The sequence below is a fragment of the Dysgonomonas mossii DSM 22836 genome, from assembly GCF_000213575.1.
Classification (GTDB): domain Bacteria; phylum Bacteroidota; class Bacteroidia; order Bacteroidales; family Dysgonomonadaceae; genus Dysgonomonas; species Dysgonomonas mossii.
This window is the reverse complement of record NZ_GL892004.1, coordinates 549235-567099: the sequence shown is the minus strand read 5'-3', so window position 1 is coordinate 567099 and position 17865 is coordinate 549235. Positions and strand designations below refer to the sequence as shown.

The window sequence follows — 17865 nt, the reverse complement described above, 5'->3', positions numbered from 1 at the left end:
ATGAAAAGCCATAGTGTTACAATAGATTTCCTTTAAATTCAAAATATTGTCATTTACGATCTTTCTGTTTTTTATAGAATTTTAATTTCCAGCGAGTTCCACAAAAAAAATGGCTGTGACAAAAATATCACAGCCATTATATATATCAGAAGTTGTTAATTAACTTTTAAAGTTAATAGCAGCCTGTGCTGCCGCTAGGCGTGCAATTGGAACACGGTATGGAGAGCAACTCACATAATTCAATCCTACACAATGGCAGAATTCAATAGAAGATGGTTCACCTCCATGTTCACCACAAATACCAACCTTCATGCCCGGACGGGTCTGACGGCCCTTAGTCACAGCAGATTGTATAAGCTGTCCAACTCCTTCCCTGTCTATAGCTTGGAATGGATCTATTTTTAGAATACCTTTCTCTAAGTATATAGGCAGGAATTTACCCACATCGTCTCGTGAGAACCCAAATGTCATCTGAGTGAGGTCATTTGTTCCCAAAGAGAAGAATTCAGCAGATTCGGCGAGTTTATCAGCTGTAATAGCGGCACGAGGCGTTTCCACCATTGTTCCTACTTCAAAATCGATCCTATCTCCTAGTTCGGCAAATACCTTTTCAGCAGTACTGCGAATAATATCTTCCTGGAATTTCATTTCAGTCAACGACGTAGTCAATGGCACCATGATTTCAGGATGTGTTTTTATTCCTTTTTTCTTCAGTTTCAAAGCAGCTTGCAGAATAGCTCTTGTCTGCATCTCAGTAATTTCAGGATAAGTATTTGCAAGACGACAACCACGGTGTCCGAGCATCGGATTCATTTCTTGCAATGATGATATCTTTTGTTTTATCTTACTTTCAGAAATTTGCATTGCCTCTACCATTTCCTCCAAACCCTTCATATCATGAGGCAAAAATTCATGCAACGGTGGGTCCAGTAAACGAACTGTTACAGGAAGTCCTTCCATCGCTGCGAATATGCCTTCAAAATCTTCTTGCTGAAGAGGCAGGAGTTTTTTTAAAGCTTTCTTACGTTCTTCTACATTGTCTGCTAAAATCATTTCACGCATGGCGATGATCTTATCTCCTTCGAAGAACATGTGCTCTGTGCGGCATAAACCAATTCCTACAGCTCCAAAGTTATGAGCAACAGAGGCATCGTGTGGAGTATCGGCATTCGCTCTTACTTTCAGACGGGAATATTTATCTGTAAGCTTCATCATTTCGGCAAAGTCAGCACTCAATTCGGCGTCTTTTGTTCCTACCTTACCGTCATACACTTCTCCTGTAGAGCCATTGATAGAGATCCAATCACCTTCACGATACTCACGATCATCAATCATCAGAGAACGCCTCTTATAATTGATACGGAGATCAGACACACCGGACACGCAACATTTACCCATACCACGAGCAACAACGGCAGCGTGAGACGTCATCCCTCCGCGAGCAGTAAGGATACCTTCGGCAACAGCCATACCCTTGAGATCTTCGGCGGCAGTTTCTATTCTGACAAGGATAACTTTTTTATTTTTATGATGGCTTGTTTGCCATTCAGCATCATCGGCAAAGAAAACGATTTGTCCTGTGGCTGCACCCGGAGATGCAGGAAGCCCTTTCGCTATAACTGTAGCAGCTTTTAACGCCTTAGGTTCGAACACTGGGTGTAGCAATTCATCTATCTTCTGAGGTTCAACACGCAACAAAGCTTCTTCTTCGGAGATCAAGCCTTCGTTTAACATATCCATGGCGATTTTTACGGCAGCAGCACCTGTTCGTTTTCCACTACGAGTCTGAAGCAACCATAGCTTGTTATCTTGTATTGTAAACTCAAGGTCTTGCATGTCTTTATAATGCAATTCAAGCTTTTTCTGAATTTCATTCAGACTCTTGTAAGCTTCAGGCATTACTTCCTCCAGAGACAACCCTCTTTGCTTTCTTTCCTCTTCAGTGATACCCTGTTGTCTTGCCCAGTCATACGAACCCTGTAAGGTAATCTGCTGAGGAGTACGTGTACCGGCAACTACATCTTCTCCTTGTGCATTGATAAGAAACTCTCCATTGAATCGAGCTTCTCCTGTAGCGGCATTACGGGTAAATGCTACTCCCGAACCGGAGTTATCATTCATATTACCGAATACCATTGCCTGCACATTAACGGCAGTACCCCACTCGGCAGGAATATTATTCAGTTTGCGATAAAAGATAGCACGTTCGTTCATCCAGCTTTCAAATACAGCCATGATGGCATTCCAAAGCTGTACCCATGGGTCTGTTGGAAAGTCTTGCCCTGTCTTTTCTTTTATTATTTTTTTGAAACGTACAACAAGCTCCTTCAAATCTTCTGTTCCAAATTCTGAATCTTGTTTTATACCTTTCTTTTCTTTCAGTTCATCTATAATTTCTTCAAAAACATCTTCATCATCCTTTTCAACGGGTTTTAAACCCATTACCACATCACCGTACATTTGTATGAAACGACGATATGAATCCCAAGCAAAGCGAGGAGTCTGTGTCTTACGCGCAATGGCTTCTACGGCTTTTTCGTTTAAACCTAGGTTTAAGATTGTATCCATCATCCCCGGCATGGAAGCTCTTGCTCCCGAGCGAACCGAAACGAGAAGAGGGTTTTCATCATCACCAAACTTTGGCCCTCCCACAACACGCTCGATATGATGTATTGCTTCTTTCACCTCATTTGTAAGAAGTTTTATAACATTTTCTTTACCTTCCTTGTAAAATAAATTGCACACTTCTGTCGTGATTGTAAATCCCGGAGGCACAGGTATACCCATTAGACTCATTTCGGCCAAATTAGCACCCTTCCCTCCTAGCAACTCCTTCATTTTCGCATTTCCCTCGGTAACTGTACCGCCAAAGACATAAACAGACTTTCCACTCATACTGTAACGATTTTAAAAGGTTAGATAATAGTATTTAACATGTTCATGATATTCGTATAGTGTAAAAATAGACTGACTATCTGTTACGATCAATCGATTTCAATATTATGAAAAAATAATCGGATAACAAAGTATTTTAGAGTAATTTAATATGGTTATAAAACATAATAATCCCGACAAGAGACCTTGCCGGGATTACATGAAAATATTATTTTTTGTAAGCGAAACCTCGCTTTTTAACAAATATACACTAGCCTATAACATGCATTGCATCCAACACTAATTTTAGAAGGAATAATGCCGCAATGACGTACACTGTAACAGAAACATCTTTTGATTTTCCGCAAAAAACTTTGATAAACGCAAAGCTTAACATACCGAAAACAATACCTTCTGCTATACTGTATGTAAAAGGCATAAACACGATGGTAAGGAATGCCGGCAAGCCTTCGCTCATGTCGCTAAAATTGATCTTAGCAACAGACGAAATCATAAACAAACCTACGATGATTAATGCCGGTGAAGTTGCAGCAGCCGGAACCATCAGGAATAATGGTGCAAAAAACAGTGCTAAAATGAAAAACAACGCTGTACTTACAGAGGTAAGTCCGGTGCGACCGCCCGATGCGACACCCGATGCACTTTCTACATACGCAGTAACTGTACTTGTACCAAGTATAGAACCCACGGTAGTACCTAGAGCATCAGAGAACAGGGCTTTCTTCATTTGAGGGAAATTTCCGTCTTCATCTGCAAGTCCTGCTTTTGATACCACACCGATCAATGTTCCTACTGTATCGAATAGGTTTACAAACAACAAGGTGAATACAACAATAACCATGTTGACAGACAAAATATGATCCCACTCAAACTGAGCAAAGATAGGTGCGATAGATGGAGGTGTATCAATCACATTCCCTTCGGGCAGTTTAACATCTCCCAAAATAAGACCAAAGATAGTTGCTACAACGATTCCTATCAGAATAGAACCATTTACATTTCTTACAAATAGTACAGCTGTAACAAATAGCCCTAAAAAGGCAATCCATATACTGTGTTGAGAAAAATCTCCTAATGCAACCAATGTAGCAGGACTTGACACTACGATTCCTGCGTTTTTCAACCCGATCAGTGTTATAAACAGCCCGATACCGACAGGTATTGCATCCTTCAATACTTTTGGGATACTTTTTACGATTAGTTCACGAACATTGAAGAACGTAAGTAGTATAAATATAATCCCTTCAATAAATACTGCTGTAAGTGCAAATTGCCAAGAATATCCCATTACACCGCATATTGTGAATGCAAAGAATGCGTTCAACCCCATTCCGGGAGCTTGTGCAATTGGCAATTTAGCATATAATGCCATCATAAGGGTGGCGAAAATAGTTGCCAAGGCTGTAGCAGTAAACAACGCATCTTTATCCATCCCTGTAGTAGACAATATACTTGGGTTTACGATCAGGATATAAGACATCGTAAGGAAAGTGATAAGACCCGCAAGAAATTCTTTGCGTATAGTCGTATTATTTTCCGAAAGCTTAAATGTTTTTTCTAGTAAGTTTTTCATATTCTATTAATGATCAAAAGTTCCACTTAGCAGCAATAGTAGGATTTATATATGGTTCATTTAAGCGAGACCCATTAGCTGAGTTAATAAAGTTGTTGCTTATCTCTATTTCTGTACCTAAAGATAAATTCGAATTAACATTATACCAGAATTGTGGTTCTGTAAGCAGAATTATTTTTTTACCACCTCGGTCTACTCCATGAACCGGGTTTTTATCCTGAGTCCAAACATCAAGGAATCCGCATACAGTGAATTTATTATCAAAGAGGTTAGCTCCCCATGTTACTGTCCACTGAACATCGTTACTAACTCTCTCGAAAGCATTGTATTTATACACTAAATAAGTTCCAAGATTTACGCCTTTAATATTTGTAGCATAAGATGCTCCGGCTAAGTAGGCATTTGCGATAGAAAAACCAAAGTTCTCTGCCTTACCTACACCACCATTAAACTCTAAGTGGGCCATAATTGGGCTTTTTCCCAACTTCAGGTCGCGGGCAATTTCAAGGTACATAGTTCCTATATTTCCTCTGCTTTGGTTAAAGTCCAAATCGACAAACATGAAAGTAGAACCCCATTTGTCAGGTTTGAACATCTCAAACGTTGCAGTAAAATAGTTTTTTCCAGAAATCTTGTCTCCATGTAGGGCATGACGTGGATCGAAATGTAACTGAAGATTCTGTGCCGAAGCATAGAATGAAGCCATTAATACGATTAATGTGAATAGTACCTTTTTTGCCATATTATTAGAATTTATTATTAAAAATGCAAAAATAAGTAAAAAAAAGAATTAAATATTTGTCGAAGGAGATTTAACAATCGTTTTTTTTCAACAATATGTAGAATCCTTTCCCAGCTTCATTTTTTAGTTTTAAAATAAATTATGAGTAAATTTTTATTTTTTATTTTGAAATATAAAAAAATGTCATACCTTTGCACCGCAATCACAGAAAACGGGATGTAGCGCAGTCCGGTTAGCGCACCTGCTTTGGGAGCAGGGGGTCCCAGGTTCGAATCCTGGTATCCCGACACTTTAAAATGCGAGAGTTAGATGAAAATCTAGCTCTCTTTTCTTTTTATATGTACATGCAATTTGCACACAACTATCGAAATGCAAAGAAAAAACTTGCTATCTATAAGAACTCTAAATGCAAATATTTACACTAGCAGATTTCATATTATTTCTTCTTCCTATATTTTTGTATAAAAGATGAAAATATCATTCCTGATATGAAAAAATCGCACCTTGGTTCATTGAGATACATCCAAAACCTTTTAAGATATCAGACGAGCTGTGTTGTGATTTGCTTTCAAAATTGCATCTTAGTTCATTGAAATACATCAACCTACCCCAACAAAAGCTAAAAGACCTCGTTGTGATTTGCTTTCAAAATTGTATCTTAGTTCATTGAAATACATCTAAAGATGGTTCAGGATCAACAACAGCTGGTTGTGATTTGCTTTCAAAATTGTATCTTAGTTCATTGAAATACATCAGAAAACTTTCAATAAAGATAGTCGGACAAGTTGTGATTTGCTTTCAAATCACAATAAGGATTATTCCGTTGTGAAAACATCAATTGCGGCACTTCGGTGTCGCTTTTTCTATTATATATCAAAAAACAATTGTTATGCGTTTGATATGCTATAATAAATACCTCCTCAGTCTCTATTTACAAGTACACTCTATAACATTCCTCAGCAACCTGACTAAGCTCTAAGAAATTAAATCAGAACCTTCTCTCCAAAAACATTGTCCAGACTTTGAATTACAGCAGCTTAGTTAGAGAACGTTAATTCGTATACTAAGAAAGTTTCTATTCTAACTTTTTCTCTTTTTTACACTAAATCTGTGTATTTTTGCATCCACAACAACAAAGATATGATAAGTAAGCAACACAAAGATATTGCCCAATGGTCTATGGAACTGGCTCTGGCAAATGGATGCCAAGGAGCTCGGGTTTCAGTAATTACGGCAAACAACAACTCTTTCGAATACAGAAACACTCAATTAGATAAACTTCACCAAAGCAGTGAAAACAAACTCTATATAGAATTATTTATAGATGGCAGGTACGGCTCATTTTCTACTAATCGGATAGAAAAAGCAGGATTAGAGTCTTTTATAAAAGAAGGTATCACGTCTACTAAATATTTATCAGAAGACCCTTTTCGCCAACTGCCCGACACGCAAAGATATTTCAGAGGAGACGAAACTGATTTAGACCTCTGTGACGGAAGCTTTGAGTCCATTCCAACAAATGAGAAGTTAAATCTTATAAAGCAGTCTGTAGACGAAATACATGGTAGCGACAATCGTATAATCTCTGTCACCTCGGCATACGACGATGGCGTAGGAGCAGAATATATGATTGCCAGTAATGGATTTGAAGCCGAATGTGTAGACTCAGCGTTCAACCTGATGGTAGAAGTATCACTGAAAACGGATGGTGACGCTCGTGCCGAATCCTTCTGGTACGACAGTGCTGTATATTGGGAAGATCTGAAAAAAAGTGGGATAGCAAAAATTGCATTCAACAGAGCATTACGCAAGATCGGGCAACAAAAGATAAAATCGGGCAAATATGACATGCTGTTAGACAATACTACTTCGTCGCGCATATTATCTCCGCTTATCAGCGCAATGTACGGAACAGCACTTCAACAGAAAAATTCTTTCCTATTGAACAAAATGGGAGAAAAGATAACGGCTGACATCTTTACCCTTTACGATACACCACATCTAAAACGCTCCTTTGGTGCCCGATGGTTTGATGGTGAAGGCGTAGAGACAAAGGATAGAACGATTATAGAGAAAGGTATGCTGCAAAATTATTTCATAGACACATACAATTCTCTGAAAATGGGAGTAGCTCCTACCATATCGTCCCCTTCTATTCTTAAAATGTCTTTGGGAGAAAGAAACTTTGATGCCATTTTGGCATCTGTACAGAAAGGTATATGGGTCACCAACTTCAACGGAGGTAACAGCAACCCTACTACCGGAGATTTTTCGTTTGGCATAGAGGGCTTTTTGATCGAAAACGGAAAGATTTCAACTCCATTGGGAGAAATGAACATAACCGGAAATATGCTGTCTCTTTGGGATAGTCTTACAGAAGCGGGAAACGATCCCCGCGAGACTTCCTCTTGGCGCATTCCATCGCTTTTATTCAACAATGTAAACTTTAGCGGATTATAGAATATGAAACCCTTCCACCTCTTATTTCTACTTTTATTACTTCCTATATATATATTTTCTCAGGCTCCTGCCACCGAAATACGTGCCGTTTGGCTAACAACAAACTGGGGTCTCGACTGGCCTACCCAGCATACCAGCGTTAAGGCTCAGAAAGAACAATTAAAAAAAATTCTGGATAAATTACAGGAAGCGAATTTCAACACTGTCCTCTTTCAGGCAAGAGCTCAAGGATATGTTTTTTATCGCTCCAAGATAGAACCTCTCAGCTCATATTTCAATCATGAAGACAATTTCGACCCGTTGGCCTTCGCTATAGAAGAATGTCACAAGAGAGGGATGGAATGCCATGCATGGGTTATAGCCTACCCTATGGACAAAGCCACAGTACGATATAAAGGCAAAGGCAGGCGAAGAAAAGCCACCGTTGTGCAAAACAAACCATCATATTATAAGGCTATAGGAGAAAGGTGGTATCTCGACCCCGGAATGCCAGAAACACGCAATCTGATAGTATCGATAGTGAAGGAGATCGTTCAGAATTATGATGTAGATGGCATTCATTTCGATTATATCCGCTATCCGAGCAACTCCCGCAAATTTCCGGATGACGATACCTACCGAAAATATGGAAACGGGATGAATCTATACGATTGGCGTAGAGAAAATATCAACAAGCTGATCAGTGAAGCATACGATACGGTAAAGGCTCTAAAAAAATGGGTGCAAGTAAGCAGCTCTCCTTTAGGCAGATACAAAGTTCTGCCGGAGGTTTCACCCAACGATGGATGGACAGCTTATGAAACAGTGTTTCAGGATGCAGGTCATTGGCTGAAAAGTGGAAAACACGACCTACTTTTCCCAATGATGTATTACCGTGACCATTATTTCTATCCGTTCCTTAACGACTGGATTGCAAACAGTAACGGACGGCTTATTGCTCCCGGATTGGGTGTTTATCAGATGGATGAATTAAAGTGGCCGCTACAAGATATTACGAACCAAATGCAATACATTCGGGATAAAAAGATCCCCGGAGCAGCATATTTCAGAACAGCGAATGTTCTCAGCAATCTGAAAGGGGTTTTAGATTCTATACACACCTACTACCCTACTCCGGCGAAGCTACCGCCATTGACATGGCTAAACAACATTGCACCGAATTCCCCAACTGATCTACAAGTCTTTAAAGACAAAGACAACAAGCTAAACATTAAATGGAATCCGCCGACAGCAGATGGTGATTACACGTATACAGTTTATGTATCAGATAAAGAACCCATAGACACCAACAATGCAGGTAATATATTATCAACAGGACTACGGACAAATAGCTATACTTTTACAATCAAAGAGGGTGATTTTGGGTATTACTATACAGTAACAGCATCAGATAGATATCACAATGAGAGTACGGTTACCTTCCCCGCATTTTTCTCTCATTCAACAAATGAGCAATAGGCAGGCATCAAGTGAATTTTGACTTCAGTCATAATTTATAAGGAAATCATAAAAAAAGAAAATCAACAGTTTACAATAAAACTGCTGATTTATATATTTTCAATACAATAATACTATCCCTTATTACGCTATGGAAGTCGGTGGCACTATGGCATCCTTTAATTGATTGATTGTCTTATGAAGAATTGGATGCATGTATTCCCCTGCAATCTCAGCTAGAGGAAATAAAACAAAAGACCTTTCTTGAATATGAGGGTGCGGTAATTTCAAATCAGCAGAATCCAGAATTACATCTTCGTATAACAATACATCAATATCTATAATTCGATCGGTATATCTCTGATCCTGAGATTTAACATCTCTCCCCATCTTTTTCTCGATCCATTGAGTGGCTTGCAATACTTCAACCGGAGTAAGTTTAGTCTCCACTTTGCATGCAGCATTCAAGAACTGATTAGCAGACTCAAAGCCGACAGGCTCGGTAATATAAAAAGCGGAAGTGGCGATCACCTCGCCAATCCGCTCTTCTATATAATCTATTGCATTATCCAGATTTTCTCCTCGGTCTCCCAAGTTGGAGCCAAGTCCCAGATAAACATTACGCTTTTTTTCTTTTTCGAGTATCATCAAATGATAAGCATTGCGTCTCCGTAAGTTCCGAATTTATATTTTTCCTTTACAGCGATTTCATATATATCCATTATACGGTCATACCCGCCAAATGCTGCAGTCATCATCAACAATGTAGACTGTGGCAAATGAAAATTAGTAACCATAGAGTCGGCTATACCAAAATCATACGGAGGGAAAATAAACTTATTCGTCCAACCTTGATTTGTTTTCAGGTAACCATCTGTACTCACTATTGTTTCAACAGCTCTCATTACCGAAGTACCAACAGCACACACTCTACGACTTTCATCCTTTGCTTTGTTTACTATTTCTGTCGCTTCCTGAGTAATAAGTAATTGCTCCGAGTCCATTTTATGCTTGGTAAGATCTTCTACATCAATATCTCTATAATTACCCAAGCCCGAGTGTAAAGTTATATATGCGAAATGAACACCTTTAATTTCTAAGCGTTTCATTAACTCACGGCTAAAGTGAAGTCCGGCAGCAGGAGCTACGACAGCACCTTCGTTTTTAGCGAATATAGTCTGATAGCGATCCTTATCTTCGGGTTCTTCACCTCTGTTCAGGTATTTAGGGATTGGAGTTTCACCAAGAGCATAAAGTGCTTTTCTGAACTCTTCGGATGGGCCATCATACAAAAAACGAAGCGTACGTCCACGCGAAGTTGTATTATCTATAACTTCGGCAACCATTGAGTCATCGTCACCAAAATACAATTTATTTCCTATACGTATTTTACGCGCAGGATCAACAAGTACATCCCACAGATGGAATTCCTCGTTTAACTCACGCAGCAAGAATACCTCTATTGTAGCCCCGGTCTTCTCCTTATTTCCATATAAACGGGCAGGAAAGACTTTCGTATCGTTGAAAACAAAAACATCTTTATCGTCGAAATAGTCAATAATATCCTTAAAACTTTTGTGTTCAATACCCCCGGTTTTACGGTTGACAACCAACAAACGTGACTCATCCCTGTTCTTTGAAGGATGAGTGGCGATCAATTCCTCTGGAAGATCAAATCTGAATTGAGAAAGTTTCATGTTTCTTTATCTAAATTTATTATTTATCAATAATTAGTGCGTCCACAAATTCTTCTATCTGGCTTCCCTCAATACACTGATCAAGAGTAACCTCACCTATTCGTGTTCGCTCCAGTGCGGTAAGATGTGCACCTGAGCCTAACGCAACTCCAATATCTCGAGCCAAAGCTCTGATGTATGTACCCTTACTACATACCACTCTAACTCTTATTTCGGGAAAGGAATAGTTGAGAAGCTCGATTTCATCTATAACCAACAACTTTGGTTTCAACTCTACGTCCTGTCCTTCTCTCGCAAACTCGTATGCCCTTTTTCCATCCACCTTACAGGCTGAATATGTTGGCGGCACTTGCTCTATTTCTCCAATAAAATCTTTAAGTTTAGCCTCAACCAGCTCCTTAGTTATATGTTCTACGGGGAAGACGCCATCTACAGCTGTTTCCAAATCAAATGAAGGAGTTGTTTCTCCAATCTTTATCGTTGCAATATATTCTTTAGTCTGATATTGAAAGGATTCTATCAACTTTGTCTTTTTCCCTGTACAAACGATCATAACACCCGTAGCCAGCGGGTCTAGAGTGCCGGCATGGCCGACTTTTAATTTCTTAATACCCAGCTTGCGGCATAATTTGTTTCTCAATTTGCGCACAAGGGTGAATGATGTCCAATTTAGTGGCTTATTTATATATAAGACCTCTCCTGATATAAAATCCATTATACTGTTAATTCGTGTCCTGCCAGCATAAGGATTAGAATAATTCCTCCAACTACAATTCTATACCAGCCAAAAAGTTTAAATCCATACTTGGTTACAAATCCTATAAAGAATTTGATAGCCAACAGCGCTACTATAAACGCTACTACATTTCCTATTATAAGAACAGTCATATTATCCAATAATATGCTGAAATCAAAATCAAATGCTCCTCCATTGGGTGCTTTTATCAGCTTATACACTTTCCATCCGGTAGCAGCAGCCATTGTAGGAACTGCAAGGAAGAAGGAAAATTCTGCTGCATTTTTTCTACTCAAGCCCTGACTCATCCCCCCTACGATGGTAGCCATAGAACGAGACACTCCGGGAATCATAGCTATGCACTGAAAAAAACCAATTATAAACGCATTCTTATATGTTATTTCTTGTGAGTCTTCTTTCGGCTTATTAAACCATTTATCTACAAAGAGCATCACAATACCGCCAAGCACCAACATGATAGCTACAACTGTTACACTTTCGAGCAATTCATCTATTTTATCACTAAATATCAATCCTAAAAAAGCAGCCGGAACAAAACCGATCAGCAACTTCCAATAGAACTCTAATTTATAAAACAAATAGCTGAATATGTTTTTAAAATCGGCTCTTAGTCTATCATTTCTAAAGCGAAAAAAACGGTTCCAGTATAGAACAATCACAGACAAAATCGCACCAAATTGTATAATGACAGTGAAAGCCTTTACAAATTCGCTACTTTCGATCCCTAAAAGACTTTGAGCAATAATCATATGCCCGGTTGACGATACAGGAAGAAACTCGGTAAGTCCTTCTACAATAGCAATTATAATTGCCTCAAAAATACTCATCGTTATTTATAAGTTTTGTAATTAATCAGTTGTGTTCTTTATTATCTTCTGCTAAACTCTTACGACGAGGATACAGTATTCCGACAATCATCAGTAAGAACCCTGCAAGACAAACCATTGGAGCCACAACGATTCTCTTGGCACTAAAGATGTCCGGTTCAAATCCGCCTTCAATGCTGGAAGATGGCCCTGTCATCAGGATAAACCCAACTATAATAATTACGACCGACACAGCACAAATGATGTAATTTAGCTTGCCAAAAGCAAAATCTTTCTTATCCATATGTTTTAAACGTGATAAAGTTTATTTGTAGTCATTCTTAAATACCTATTCACTGAAAATGCTGTGGCAAAGGCCGCTATAAGTATGCCAAAGATAAGGACAAGCCCGTATACAATCAACAATTCGTACATTTTCACAATAGACAGCATATCAGGAATTATGCTTGTAATATAATATATTACTCCCGTAATAGCTAAATTGGCAAAGATAGCAGCAACAACACCACTAATTATCATACGCCACATAAAAGGCCATCTGATAAAAGAGTTTGTGGCACCCACCAATCGCATTGTATTTATCAAAAATCTTTTTGAATATATATTCAGCTGAATAATGCTTCGTATCAGCGTAAAGGATATGAGTACAAGTATCACAGCCAGTATAGCCAATATAGTTCCAATTAAAGAAAGCTTAGAGTTTGCATTTATAATATCACTTTCATTATAAACGATATTATTTACTATCTGAGCTCCTTTTAGATTATGAACCTTAAGACTTGCTTCTACTTTTTTTATGCTGTCGGGATTGACATAGTCAGACTTTATAAACACATCAAAATAGGCATGAGCAGGATTATATCCTAACACCTCTTCGGGATCTCGACCTAGATCTTCTACCAGTTGTTTTTTCGCCTCATCTTTGCTGATATACACAACAGACTTAACATACGGATTTGCATTCAAGTTTTTCTGTATCTTCGTGATAGAAGCATCATCTACATTTTCTGCAAGCTCTATCGATATACCCATATTCTCTTTCAGATACGAACCGATCCCTTTAGCAGTAAACCCTACCAAAAAGGTCAAACCCAAAAGAAAAAGAACAAGAGTTATACTAATCGTAGTAATGACTCCTGTAGTAAATAGTGATATCGTTTTATACTGATGCTTATCAGACATATTGTACAAAGACAAATAAGTAGTATTTAGTGAATGAGTACAAAACACCCAAATTCGCTGCAAAGAAACAAAATAAATACATCTTACAGTAGTATTTTTATCTTTTTTAATAAATAGTTCTTTGCAATTATAGAATAAACACTATTAAAACACCATTTGTTTTGGCTTATAGCTTAATTTAAGACATTAAAGCACTTTTAATCAGACTAAGCCCATTCTCAACTCTCTCAGCCGTTATCTATAACATAATAAAATCACAACATTTGCCCCGCCAATGACTATACAGGCTCAACATGTAAGCATAGGAATTTTATTTTTTTATATATCGTTAGATTGACATTCAGGGGAGGAAAAATATTTTTTGTTAAAAATAGCCTTATATTTGTGTTTATCATTTATTACAAAGGCTCATATAACTTAATAAAATATCATGCAGACAGAATTAACCAAATCAAAATTGAATCCAACAGACTTCTCCGGAAAAGTAGATGGTAAAGAGGTAAAAATGTATGTGCTATCCAATAAGAATGGATTGGAAGCAACCGTCATTAATTACGGAGCAAAAATAGTTTCCTTATCCGTACCTGATAAAAACGGCCAACTCACCGATGTCGTTCTCGGACATAATAATCTAAACGAATATCTCAATTCTGAAGAGCCATACTTTGGAGCTGTATGCGGACGAACAGGAAACCGCATTGCCAAAGGAAAATTTACGCTCGATGGCACAACCTACGAATTGGCAATAAACAATGGGCCAAATAACCTACATGGTGGGCTTAAAGGTTTTAATGCTGTGGTATGGGATGCAAAACAAACGGATCATCAAACTCTAGAGCTGACATATCTATCCAAAGACGGAGAAGAGGGATTTCCGGGTAATCTGAATGTAAAAATGATCTATAAATTGACAGATGACAATTCGTTTGATATAGACTACGAAGCCACAACAGACAAGGCAACAATTTTGAATCTTACAAATCATTCATATTTCAATCTTTCGGGCGAGGGAGATCCTACTATAAACGATCACATTCTGGTCATGCATGCCTCTAGCTATCTCCCAACGGACGATACTGCTATTCCTTACGGAAAAGCTGAACCTGTAAAAGGAACACCGTTTGACTTCACTATTCCTCATACTATCGGAGAACGAATTGAGGACGACTTCGAACAGTTACATTTCGGGAAAGGCTACGACCATACAATGGTATTAGATAAAAAAGAGGGTGAATTGGCCTTAGCAGTAGAATGTTTTTCTCCGAAATCAGGAATTCAAATGAATATTTCGACTACCGAACCGGGTGTTCAGATATATACAGGCAACTGGATGACAGGAAATTTTGAAGGAAAACACGGACACCGTTATCCGATGCGCGCAGCGGTATGTTTCGAAACTCAACATTTTCCGGATAGTATCAACAAACCGGAGTATCCGAGTGTAATACTCAGACCCGGAGAAACGTTCAAGAGCAAAACTGTACATCGATTTACGATAAAGAAATAAGATAACCTTTGTCATTCAAGATGGAGCGAAGAGTACCTCAATAAACGATAGTCTTTTCGCTCCATTCTATTCACGGATTAAGTAAGATACTATTTAGTGGAACACAAACATATAATTTCTTAATTCTGCAACATGAAAACCAAAGCTCTCATAAAAAAATAAACATTGTTATCGATTCCGCCGATGCCGGAGTTATGGCGGAGTTTTATAGCAAGATTCTAAACTGGGAATATACGCATCATCATGCAAATGGCTGGGCAGCTATAACATCTCCCACCGGCATGGTGATAGCTTTTCAGGAGATAGAAAATTATACTCCTCCGGTCTGGCCTTGGCAAAAAGGGAAACAAGGGCAAATGCTACATTTAGACTTTTATGTGGAAAACCTGGAAGAAGCTGTACAATATGCGATACAATGTGGAGCAAGACTTGCCAGCGAACAATATTATAAAACTTCAAAAACAATGATCGACCCGGCAGGACACCCCTTTTGCCTGGATACTGATGAACCCGAGTAAGTAAGATTATTAACTATTTCCTCAACCTTACAAAGTCAACAGAGTGTCCTTCTCTCTTGTGAAGTATCAGGTTGGCTCTTTCCTTTGTCGGCAGAATATTTTTGCGCAGATTTTTACGGTTAATCTCTCGCCAAATCGTTTTCGCCGTTTTCATCGCATCCTTCTCCGATAGCCCCGAAAAGCTCTTGAAATAAGACCGAGGGTTGGTAAATGCTCCTTGTCTGAATTTCATAAAACGGGAGATATACCAATCTTCGAGCAACTGCTCTTCAGCATCTACATAAATAGAGAAGTCGACAAAGTCGGATACAAATATCCTTGGCTTTTCGCTCGGATAATCCATTCCACTTTGCAATACATTCAGACCTTCCAGAATCAAGATGTCGGGTTGCTCAACGATATCATATTCGTTAGGGATAATATCGTATACCAAGTGAGAGTATCTCGGCACTTCTACCCGATCTTTCCCTGATTTTATATCTGTCACAAATTGAAGAAGACGCTTTATATCATACGATTGAGGAAATCCTTTCTTCAGCATTATCCCTTTTTCTTCGAGAGTAGCATTCGGATAAAGGAATCCGTCTGTAGTTACCAAAGACACTCTTGTATTTTCTTTCCATCGGCTAAGCAATGCCTGCAAGACACGGGCAGTAGTACTTTTTCCTACCGACACACTACCTGCGATACCTATTATAAAAGGAATCTTCTGTACTCCTTGATTGAGAAATCGCATCAATACGGACTGCCGGCTCGCACGTGCATGTACATAATAGCTTAACAGACGGGATAGAGGCAGATAAATATCTTCCACCTCATCTATCGATAATTCGTAGTCAATTCCTTGTAGAGTTAGCAATTCCTCATAGGTGAGAGTCATCGGTTCGGAGTCACGTAACGCAGCCCACTGTTCACGAGTGAAAATCATATAAGGGCTAATAGGAAGAGTTGCCATTTGTTTACTTTTGATAACTGCCACAAAGGTATGCAAAAGTTATAAGCCGAATGTTATATGTTATGTATTTTAAGCTTTTCTCTTATAAGCAGCATAGGGTTTGTTTTCTAATTATTTGTTTATCAAATTGTCGCTTACACGTTTTTTTAATACATTTGCACCTCTAAAAACATAGAAACAACTAAATATTAATCTTATGATTACTGCAGACCAACTCAAAGAAGTGTTGGAGCGCGAGGACGCGCTGAGGAGGTATCTTTGACGTCGATGCGAAAAAAATACAACTCGAAGAAGAAGAGCTAAGAACTCAAGCTCCGGGATTTTGGGATAATGCAAAAACAGCAGAAGCCCAGATGAAAATTATACGTGGGCTGAAAGGCTGGATAGAAGGCTATAATGAAGTAAAGGCCTCGACAGATGAGTTACAGCTTGCATTCGATTTTCAGAAAGAAGGTATTACTACCGAAGAAGAGGTGGACGAAGCATATAAAAATGCCCTAAGCCTTATAGAGAATCTCGAATTGAAAAACATGCTCCGCCGTGAGGAAGACAAACTAGGAGCTGTATTAAAAATAAACAGTGGCGCAGGAGGTACAGAAGGACAAGATTGGGCTTCGATGCTATTCCGTATGTATCAGCGTTGGTGCGAAGACAAGAAGTATAAAACGACTATAACCAACTGGCAAGACGGCGATGAAGCCGGTATAAAAACAGCAACGTTGCAGGTAGAAGGCGAATATGCATACGGATATCTCAAGTCCGAAAATGGAGTTCACCGTTTGGTACGAGTATCTCCATTCAATGCACAAGGAAAACGTATGACCTCGTTCGCTTCTGTCTTTGTGGTTCCTTTGGTCGACGATACGATAGACATTGACATCAATCTGTCTGACATCACATGGGACACATTCCGTTCGAGTGGTGCAGGAGGACAGAACGTTAATAAAGTGGAGACAGGTGTGCGTCTGCACTATAAGTACAAAGATCCTGAAACCGGCGAAGAGAAAGAAATCGTCATCGAAAACACAGAGAGCCGCTCTCAGTTTGGAAATAAAGACAATGCGATACGCTTACTGAAATCTCAATTGTATGAATTGGAATTGGAGAGACGTAGCCGCGAACAGTCGAAAGTAGAGGCCGGAAAGAAAAAAATAGAATGGGGTTCTCAGATACGAAGCTATGTGTTTGATGACCGCCGAGTAAAAGATCACCGGACAAATTACCAGACATCAAATGTAAATGCCGTGATGGATGGAGATCTGGATGATTTTATCAAAGAATATTTAATGGAATACGGCGAAGAAGCCTGATTCTG

The 17865-nt window shown here is 38.8% G+C and carries 15 protein-coding genes and 1 tRNA gene; 6 read left to right on the top strand and 10 right to left on the bottom strand.

Annotated elements, in window-relative coordinates:
- Positions 1–159: 159 nt before the first annotated feature.
- The 3 genes from ppdK to HMPREF9456_RS02420 all read right to left on the bottom strand — a co-directional run bounded on the left by ppdK (position 160) and on the right by HMPREF9456_RS02420 (position 5210).
- Positions 160–2895 carry a pyruvate, phosphate dikinase gene (gene ppdK / locus HMPREF9456_RS02430; protein WP_006841864.1) on the bottom strand — a complete coding sequence of 912 codons (2736 nt, stop codon included), beginning with the start codon at positions 2893–2895 and terminating at the stop codon, positions 160–162.
- Positions 2896–3145: 250 nt separating this feature from the next.
- On the bottom strand, positions 3146–4468 hold the full coding sequence (locus HMPREF9456_RS02425) for an NCS2 family permease (RefSeq protein ID WP_006841863.1): 1323 nt from the start codon (positions 4466–4468) through the stop codon (positions 3146–3148).
- A 13-nt stretch (positions 4469–4481) separates the two neighbouring features.
- Positions 4482–5210 (bottom strand): DUF5020 family protein, encoded by a 729-nt coding sequence (locus HMPREF9456_RS02420; RefSeq protein WP_006841862.1) that lies wholly within the window; start codon positions 5208–5210, stop codon positions 4482–4484.
- A gap of 212 nt (positions 5211–5422) precedes the next feature.
- Between HMPREF9456_RS02420 and HMPREF9456_RS02415 the strand changes: the two genes are divergently transcribed.
- The 3 genes from HMPREF9456_RS02415 (at position 5423) to HMPREF9456_RS02405 (ending at position 9128) form a co-directional block, all read left to right on the top strand.
- Positions 5423–5497, top strand: a tRNA-Pro gene (locus HMPREF9456_RS02415).
- Positions 5498–6350: 853 nt separating this feature from the next.
- The gene (locus tag HMPREF9456_RS02410) at positions 6351–7670 is read left to right on the top strand and encodes a TldD/PmbA family protein (RefSeq protein ID WP_018074672.1); all 1320 of its coding nucleotides are present in this window, start codon (positions 6351–6353) and stop codon (positions 7668–7670) included.
- Positions 7671–7673: 3 nt separating this feature from the next.
- On the top strand, positions 7674–9128 hold the full coding sequence (locus HMPREF9456_RS02405) for a glycoside hydrolase family 10-like protein (protein ID WP_006841860.1): 1455 nt from the start codon (positions 7674–7676) through the stop codon (positions 9126–9128).
- 123 nt (positions 9129–9251) lie between these two features.
- On the opposite strand, the gene folK is transcribed toward HMPREF9456_RS02405, so the two are convergent.
- From folK to HMPREF9456_RS02375, 6 genes are read right to left on the bottom strand one after another with little or no spacing between them, the layout of a single operon-like run.
- Positions 9252–9755: a 2-amino-4-hydroxy-6-hydroxymethyldihydropteridine diphosphokinase gene (gene folK, locus HMPREF9456_RS02400; protein ID WP_006841859.1), complete on the bottom strand. Its 504-nt coding sequence runs from the start codon at positions 9753–9755 to the stop codon at positions 9252–9254.
- Positions 9755–10804, bottom strand: coding sequence for a tRNA preQ1(34) S-adenosylmethionine ribosyltransferase-isomerase QueA (queA, locus tag HMPREF9456_RS02395; protein WP_006841858.1), 1050 nt, complete (start codon positions 10802–10804; stop codon positions 9755–9757). The genes folK and queA overlap by 1 nt, the downstream gene beginning before the upstream one ends.
- 19 nt (positions 10805–10823) lie before the next feature.
- Positions 10824–11519, bottom strand: coding sequence for a tRNA pseudouridine(55) synthase TruB (gene truB / locus HMPREF9456_RS02390; protein WP_006841857.1), 696 nt, complete (start codon positions 11517–11519; stop codon positions 10824–10826).
- Entirely contained in the window at positions 11519–12388 is an 870-nt protein-coding gene (locus HMPREF9456_RS02385) for an undecaprenyl-diphosphate phosphatase (RefSeq protein ID WP_006841856.1), read from the bottom strand. Before HMPREF9456_RS02385 ends, truB begins: the two co-directional genes overlap by 1 nt.
- Positions 12389–12413: 25 nt before the next feature.
- A complete protein-coding gene (locus HMPREF9456_RS02380) occupies positions 12414–12671 on the bottom strand; it encodes a DUF3098 domain-containing protein (RefSeq protein WP_006841855.1) in 258 nt (85 codons plus the stop codon).
- Between the two features lie 5 nt (positions 12672–12676).
- A complete protein-coding gene (locus HMPREF9456_RS02375; protein WP_006841854.1) occupies positions 12677–13570 on the bottom strand; it encodes a cell division protein FtsX in 894 nt (297 codons plus the stop codon).
- Positions 13571–14000: 430 nt separating this feature from the next.
- Here HMPREF9456_RS02375 and HMPREF9456_RS02370 point away from each other — a divergent pair, with 430 nt between their 5' ends.
- Together HMPREF9456_RS02370 and HMPREF9456_RS02365 are read left to right on the top strand one after the other, a co-directional pair.
- The gene (locus HMPREF9456_RS02370; RefSeq protein WP_006841853.1) at positions 14001–15077 is read left to right on the top strand and encodes an aldose epimerase family protein; all 1077 of its coding nucleotides are present in this window, start codon (positions 14001–14003) and stop codon (positions 15075–15077) included.
- Between the two features lie 194 nt (positions 15078–15271).
- Entirely contained in the window at positions 15272–15595 is a 324-nt protein-coding gene (locus tag HMPREF9456_RS02365; RefSeq protein WP_006841852.1) for a VOC family protein, read from the top strand.
- Between the two features lie 13 nt (positions 15596–15608).
- Here the strand turns inward: HMPREF9456_RS02365 and coaA are convergent, their stop codons facing one another.
- A complete protein-coding gene (coaA, locus tag HMPREF9456_RS02360) occupies positions 15609–16550 on the bottom strand; it encodes a type I pantothenate kinase (RefSeq protein WP_006841851.1) in 942 nt (313 codons plus the stop codon).
- Positions 16551–16746: 196 nt separating this feature from the next.
- On the opposite strand from coaA, the gene prfB reads away from it, so the two are divergent.
- Positions 16747–17860 (top strand): peptide chain release factor 2 gene (prfB, locus tag HMPREF9456_RS02355; RefSeq protein ID WP_147591709.1). Its coding sequence is split into 2 segments (ribosomal slippage): positions 16747–16809 and positions 16811–17860, totalling 1113 coding nucleotides; the frame shifts between segments, so codons are not numbered across the junction.
- Positions 17861–17865 lie beyond the last annotated feature (5 nt).

What these genes read in the sequence shown, in the direction of transcription:
- HMPREF9456_RS02380 (WP_006841855.1), bottom strand. Translation starts at nt 12,671, where the DNA reads ATGGATAAGAAAGATTTTGCTTTTGGCAAGCTAAATTACATCATTTGT.
- coaA (WP_006841851.1), bottom strand. Translation starts at nt 16,550, where the DNA reads ATGGCAACTCTTCCTATTAGCCCTTATATGATTTTCACTCGTGAACAG.
- HMPREF9456_RS02365 (WP_006841852.1), top strand. Translation starts at nt 15,272, where the DNA reads ATGGCGGAGTTTTATAGCAAGATTCTAAACTGGGAATATACGCATCAT.
- HMPREF9456_RS02375 (WP_006841854.1), bottom strand. Translation starts at nt 13,570, where the DNA reads ATGTCTGATAAGCATCAGTATAAAACGATATCACTATTTACTACAGGA.
- folK (WP_006841859.1), bottom strand. Translation starts at nt 9,755, where the DNA reads ATGATACTCGAAAAAGAAAAAAAGCGTAATGTTTATCTGGGACTTGGC.
- HMPREF9456_RS02410 (WP_018074672.1), top strand. Translation starts at nt 6,351, where the DNA reads ATGATAAGTAAGCAACACAAAGATATTGCCCAATGGTCTATGGAACTG.
- ppdK (WP_006841864.1), bottom strand. Translation starts at nt 2,895, where the DNA reads ATGAGTGGAAAGTCTGTTTATGTCTTTGGCGGTACAGTTACCGAGGGA.
- queA (WP_006841858.1), bottom strand. Translation starts at nt 10,804, where the DNA reads ATGAAACTTTCTCAATTCAGATTTGATCTTCCAGAGGAATTGATCGCC.
- HMPREF9456_RS02385 (WP_006841856.1), bottom strand. Translation starts at nt 12,388, where the DNA reads ATGAGTATTTTTGAGGCAATTATAATTGCTATTGTAGAAGGACTTACC.
- HMPREF9456_RS02370 (WP_006841853.1), top strand. Translation starts at nt 14,001, where the DNA reads ATGCAGACAGAATTAACCAAATCAAAATTGAATCCAACAGACTTCTCC.
- HMPREF9456_RS02405 (WP_006841860.1), top strand. Translation starts at nt 7,674, where the DNA reads ATGAAACCCTTCCACCTCTTATTTCTACTTTTATTACTTCCTATATAT.
- truB (WP_006841857.1), bottom strand. Translation starts at nt 11,519, where the DNA reads ATGGATTTTATATCAGGAGAGGTCTTATATATAAATAAGCCACTAAAT.
- HMPREF9456_RS02420 (WP_006841862.1), bottom strand. Translation starts at nt 5,210, where the DNA reads ATGGCAAAAAAGGTACTATTCACATTAATCGTATTAATGGCTTCATTC.
- HMPREF9456_RS02425 (WP_006841863.1), bottom strand. Translation starts at nt 4,468, where the DNA reads ATGAAAAACTTACTAGAAAAAACATTTAAGCTTTCGGAAAATAATACG.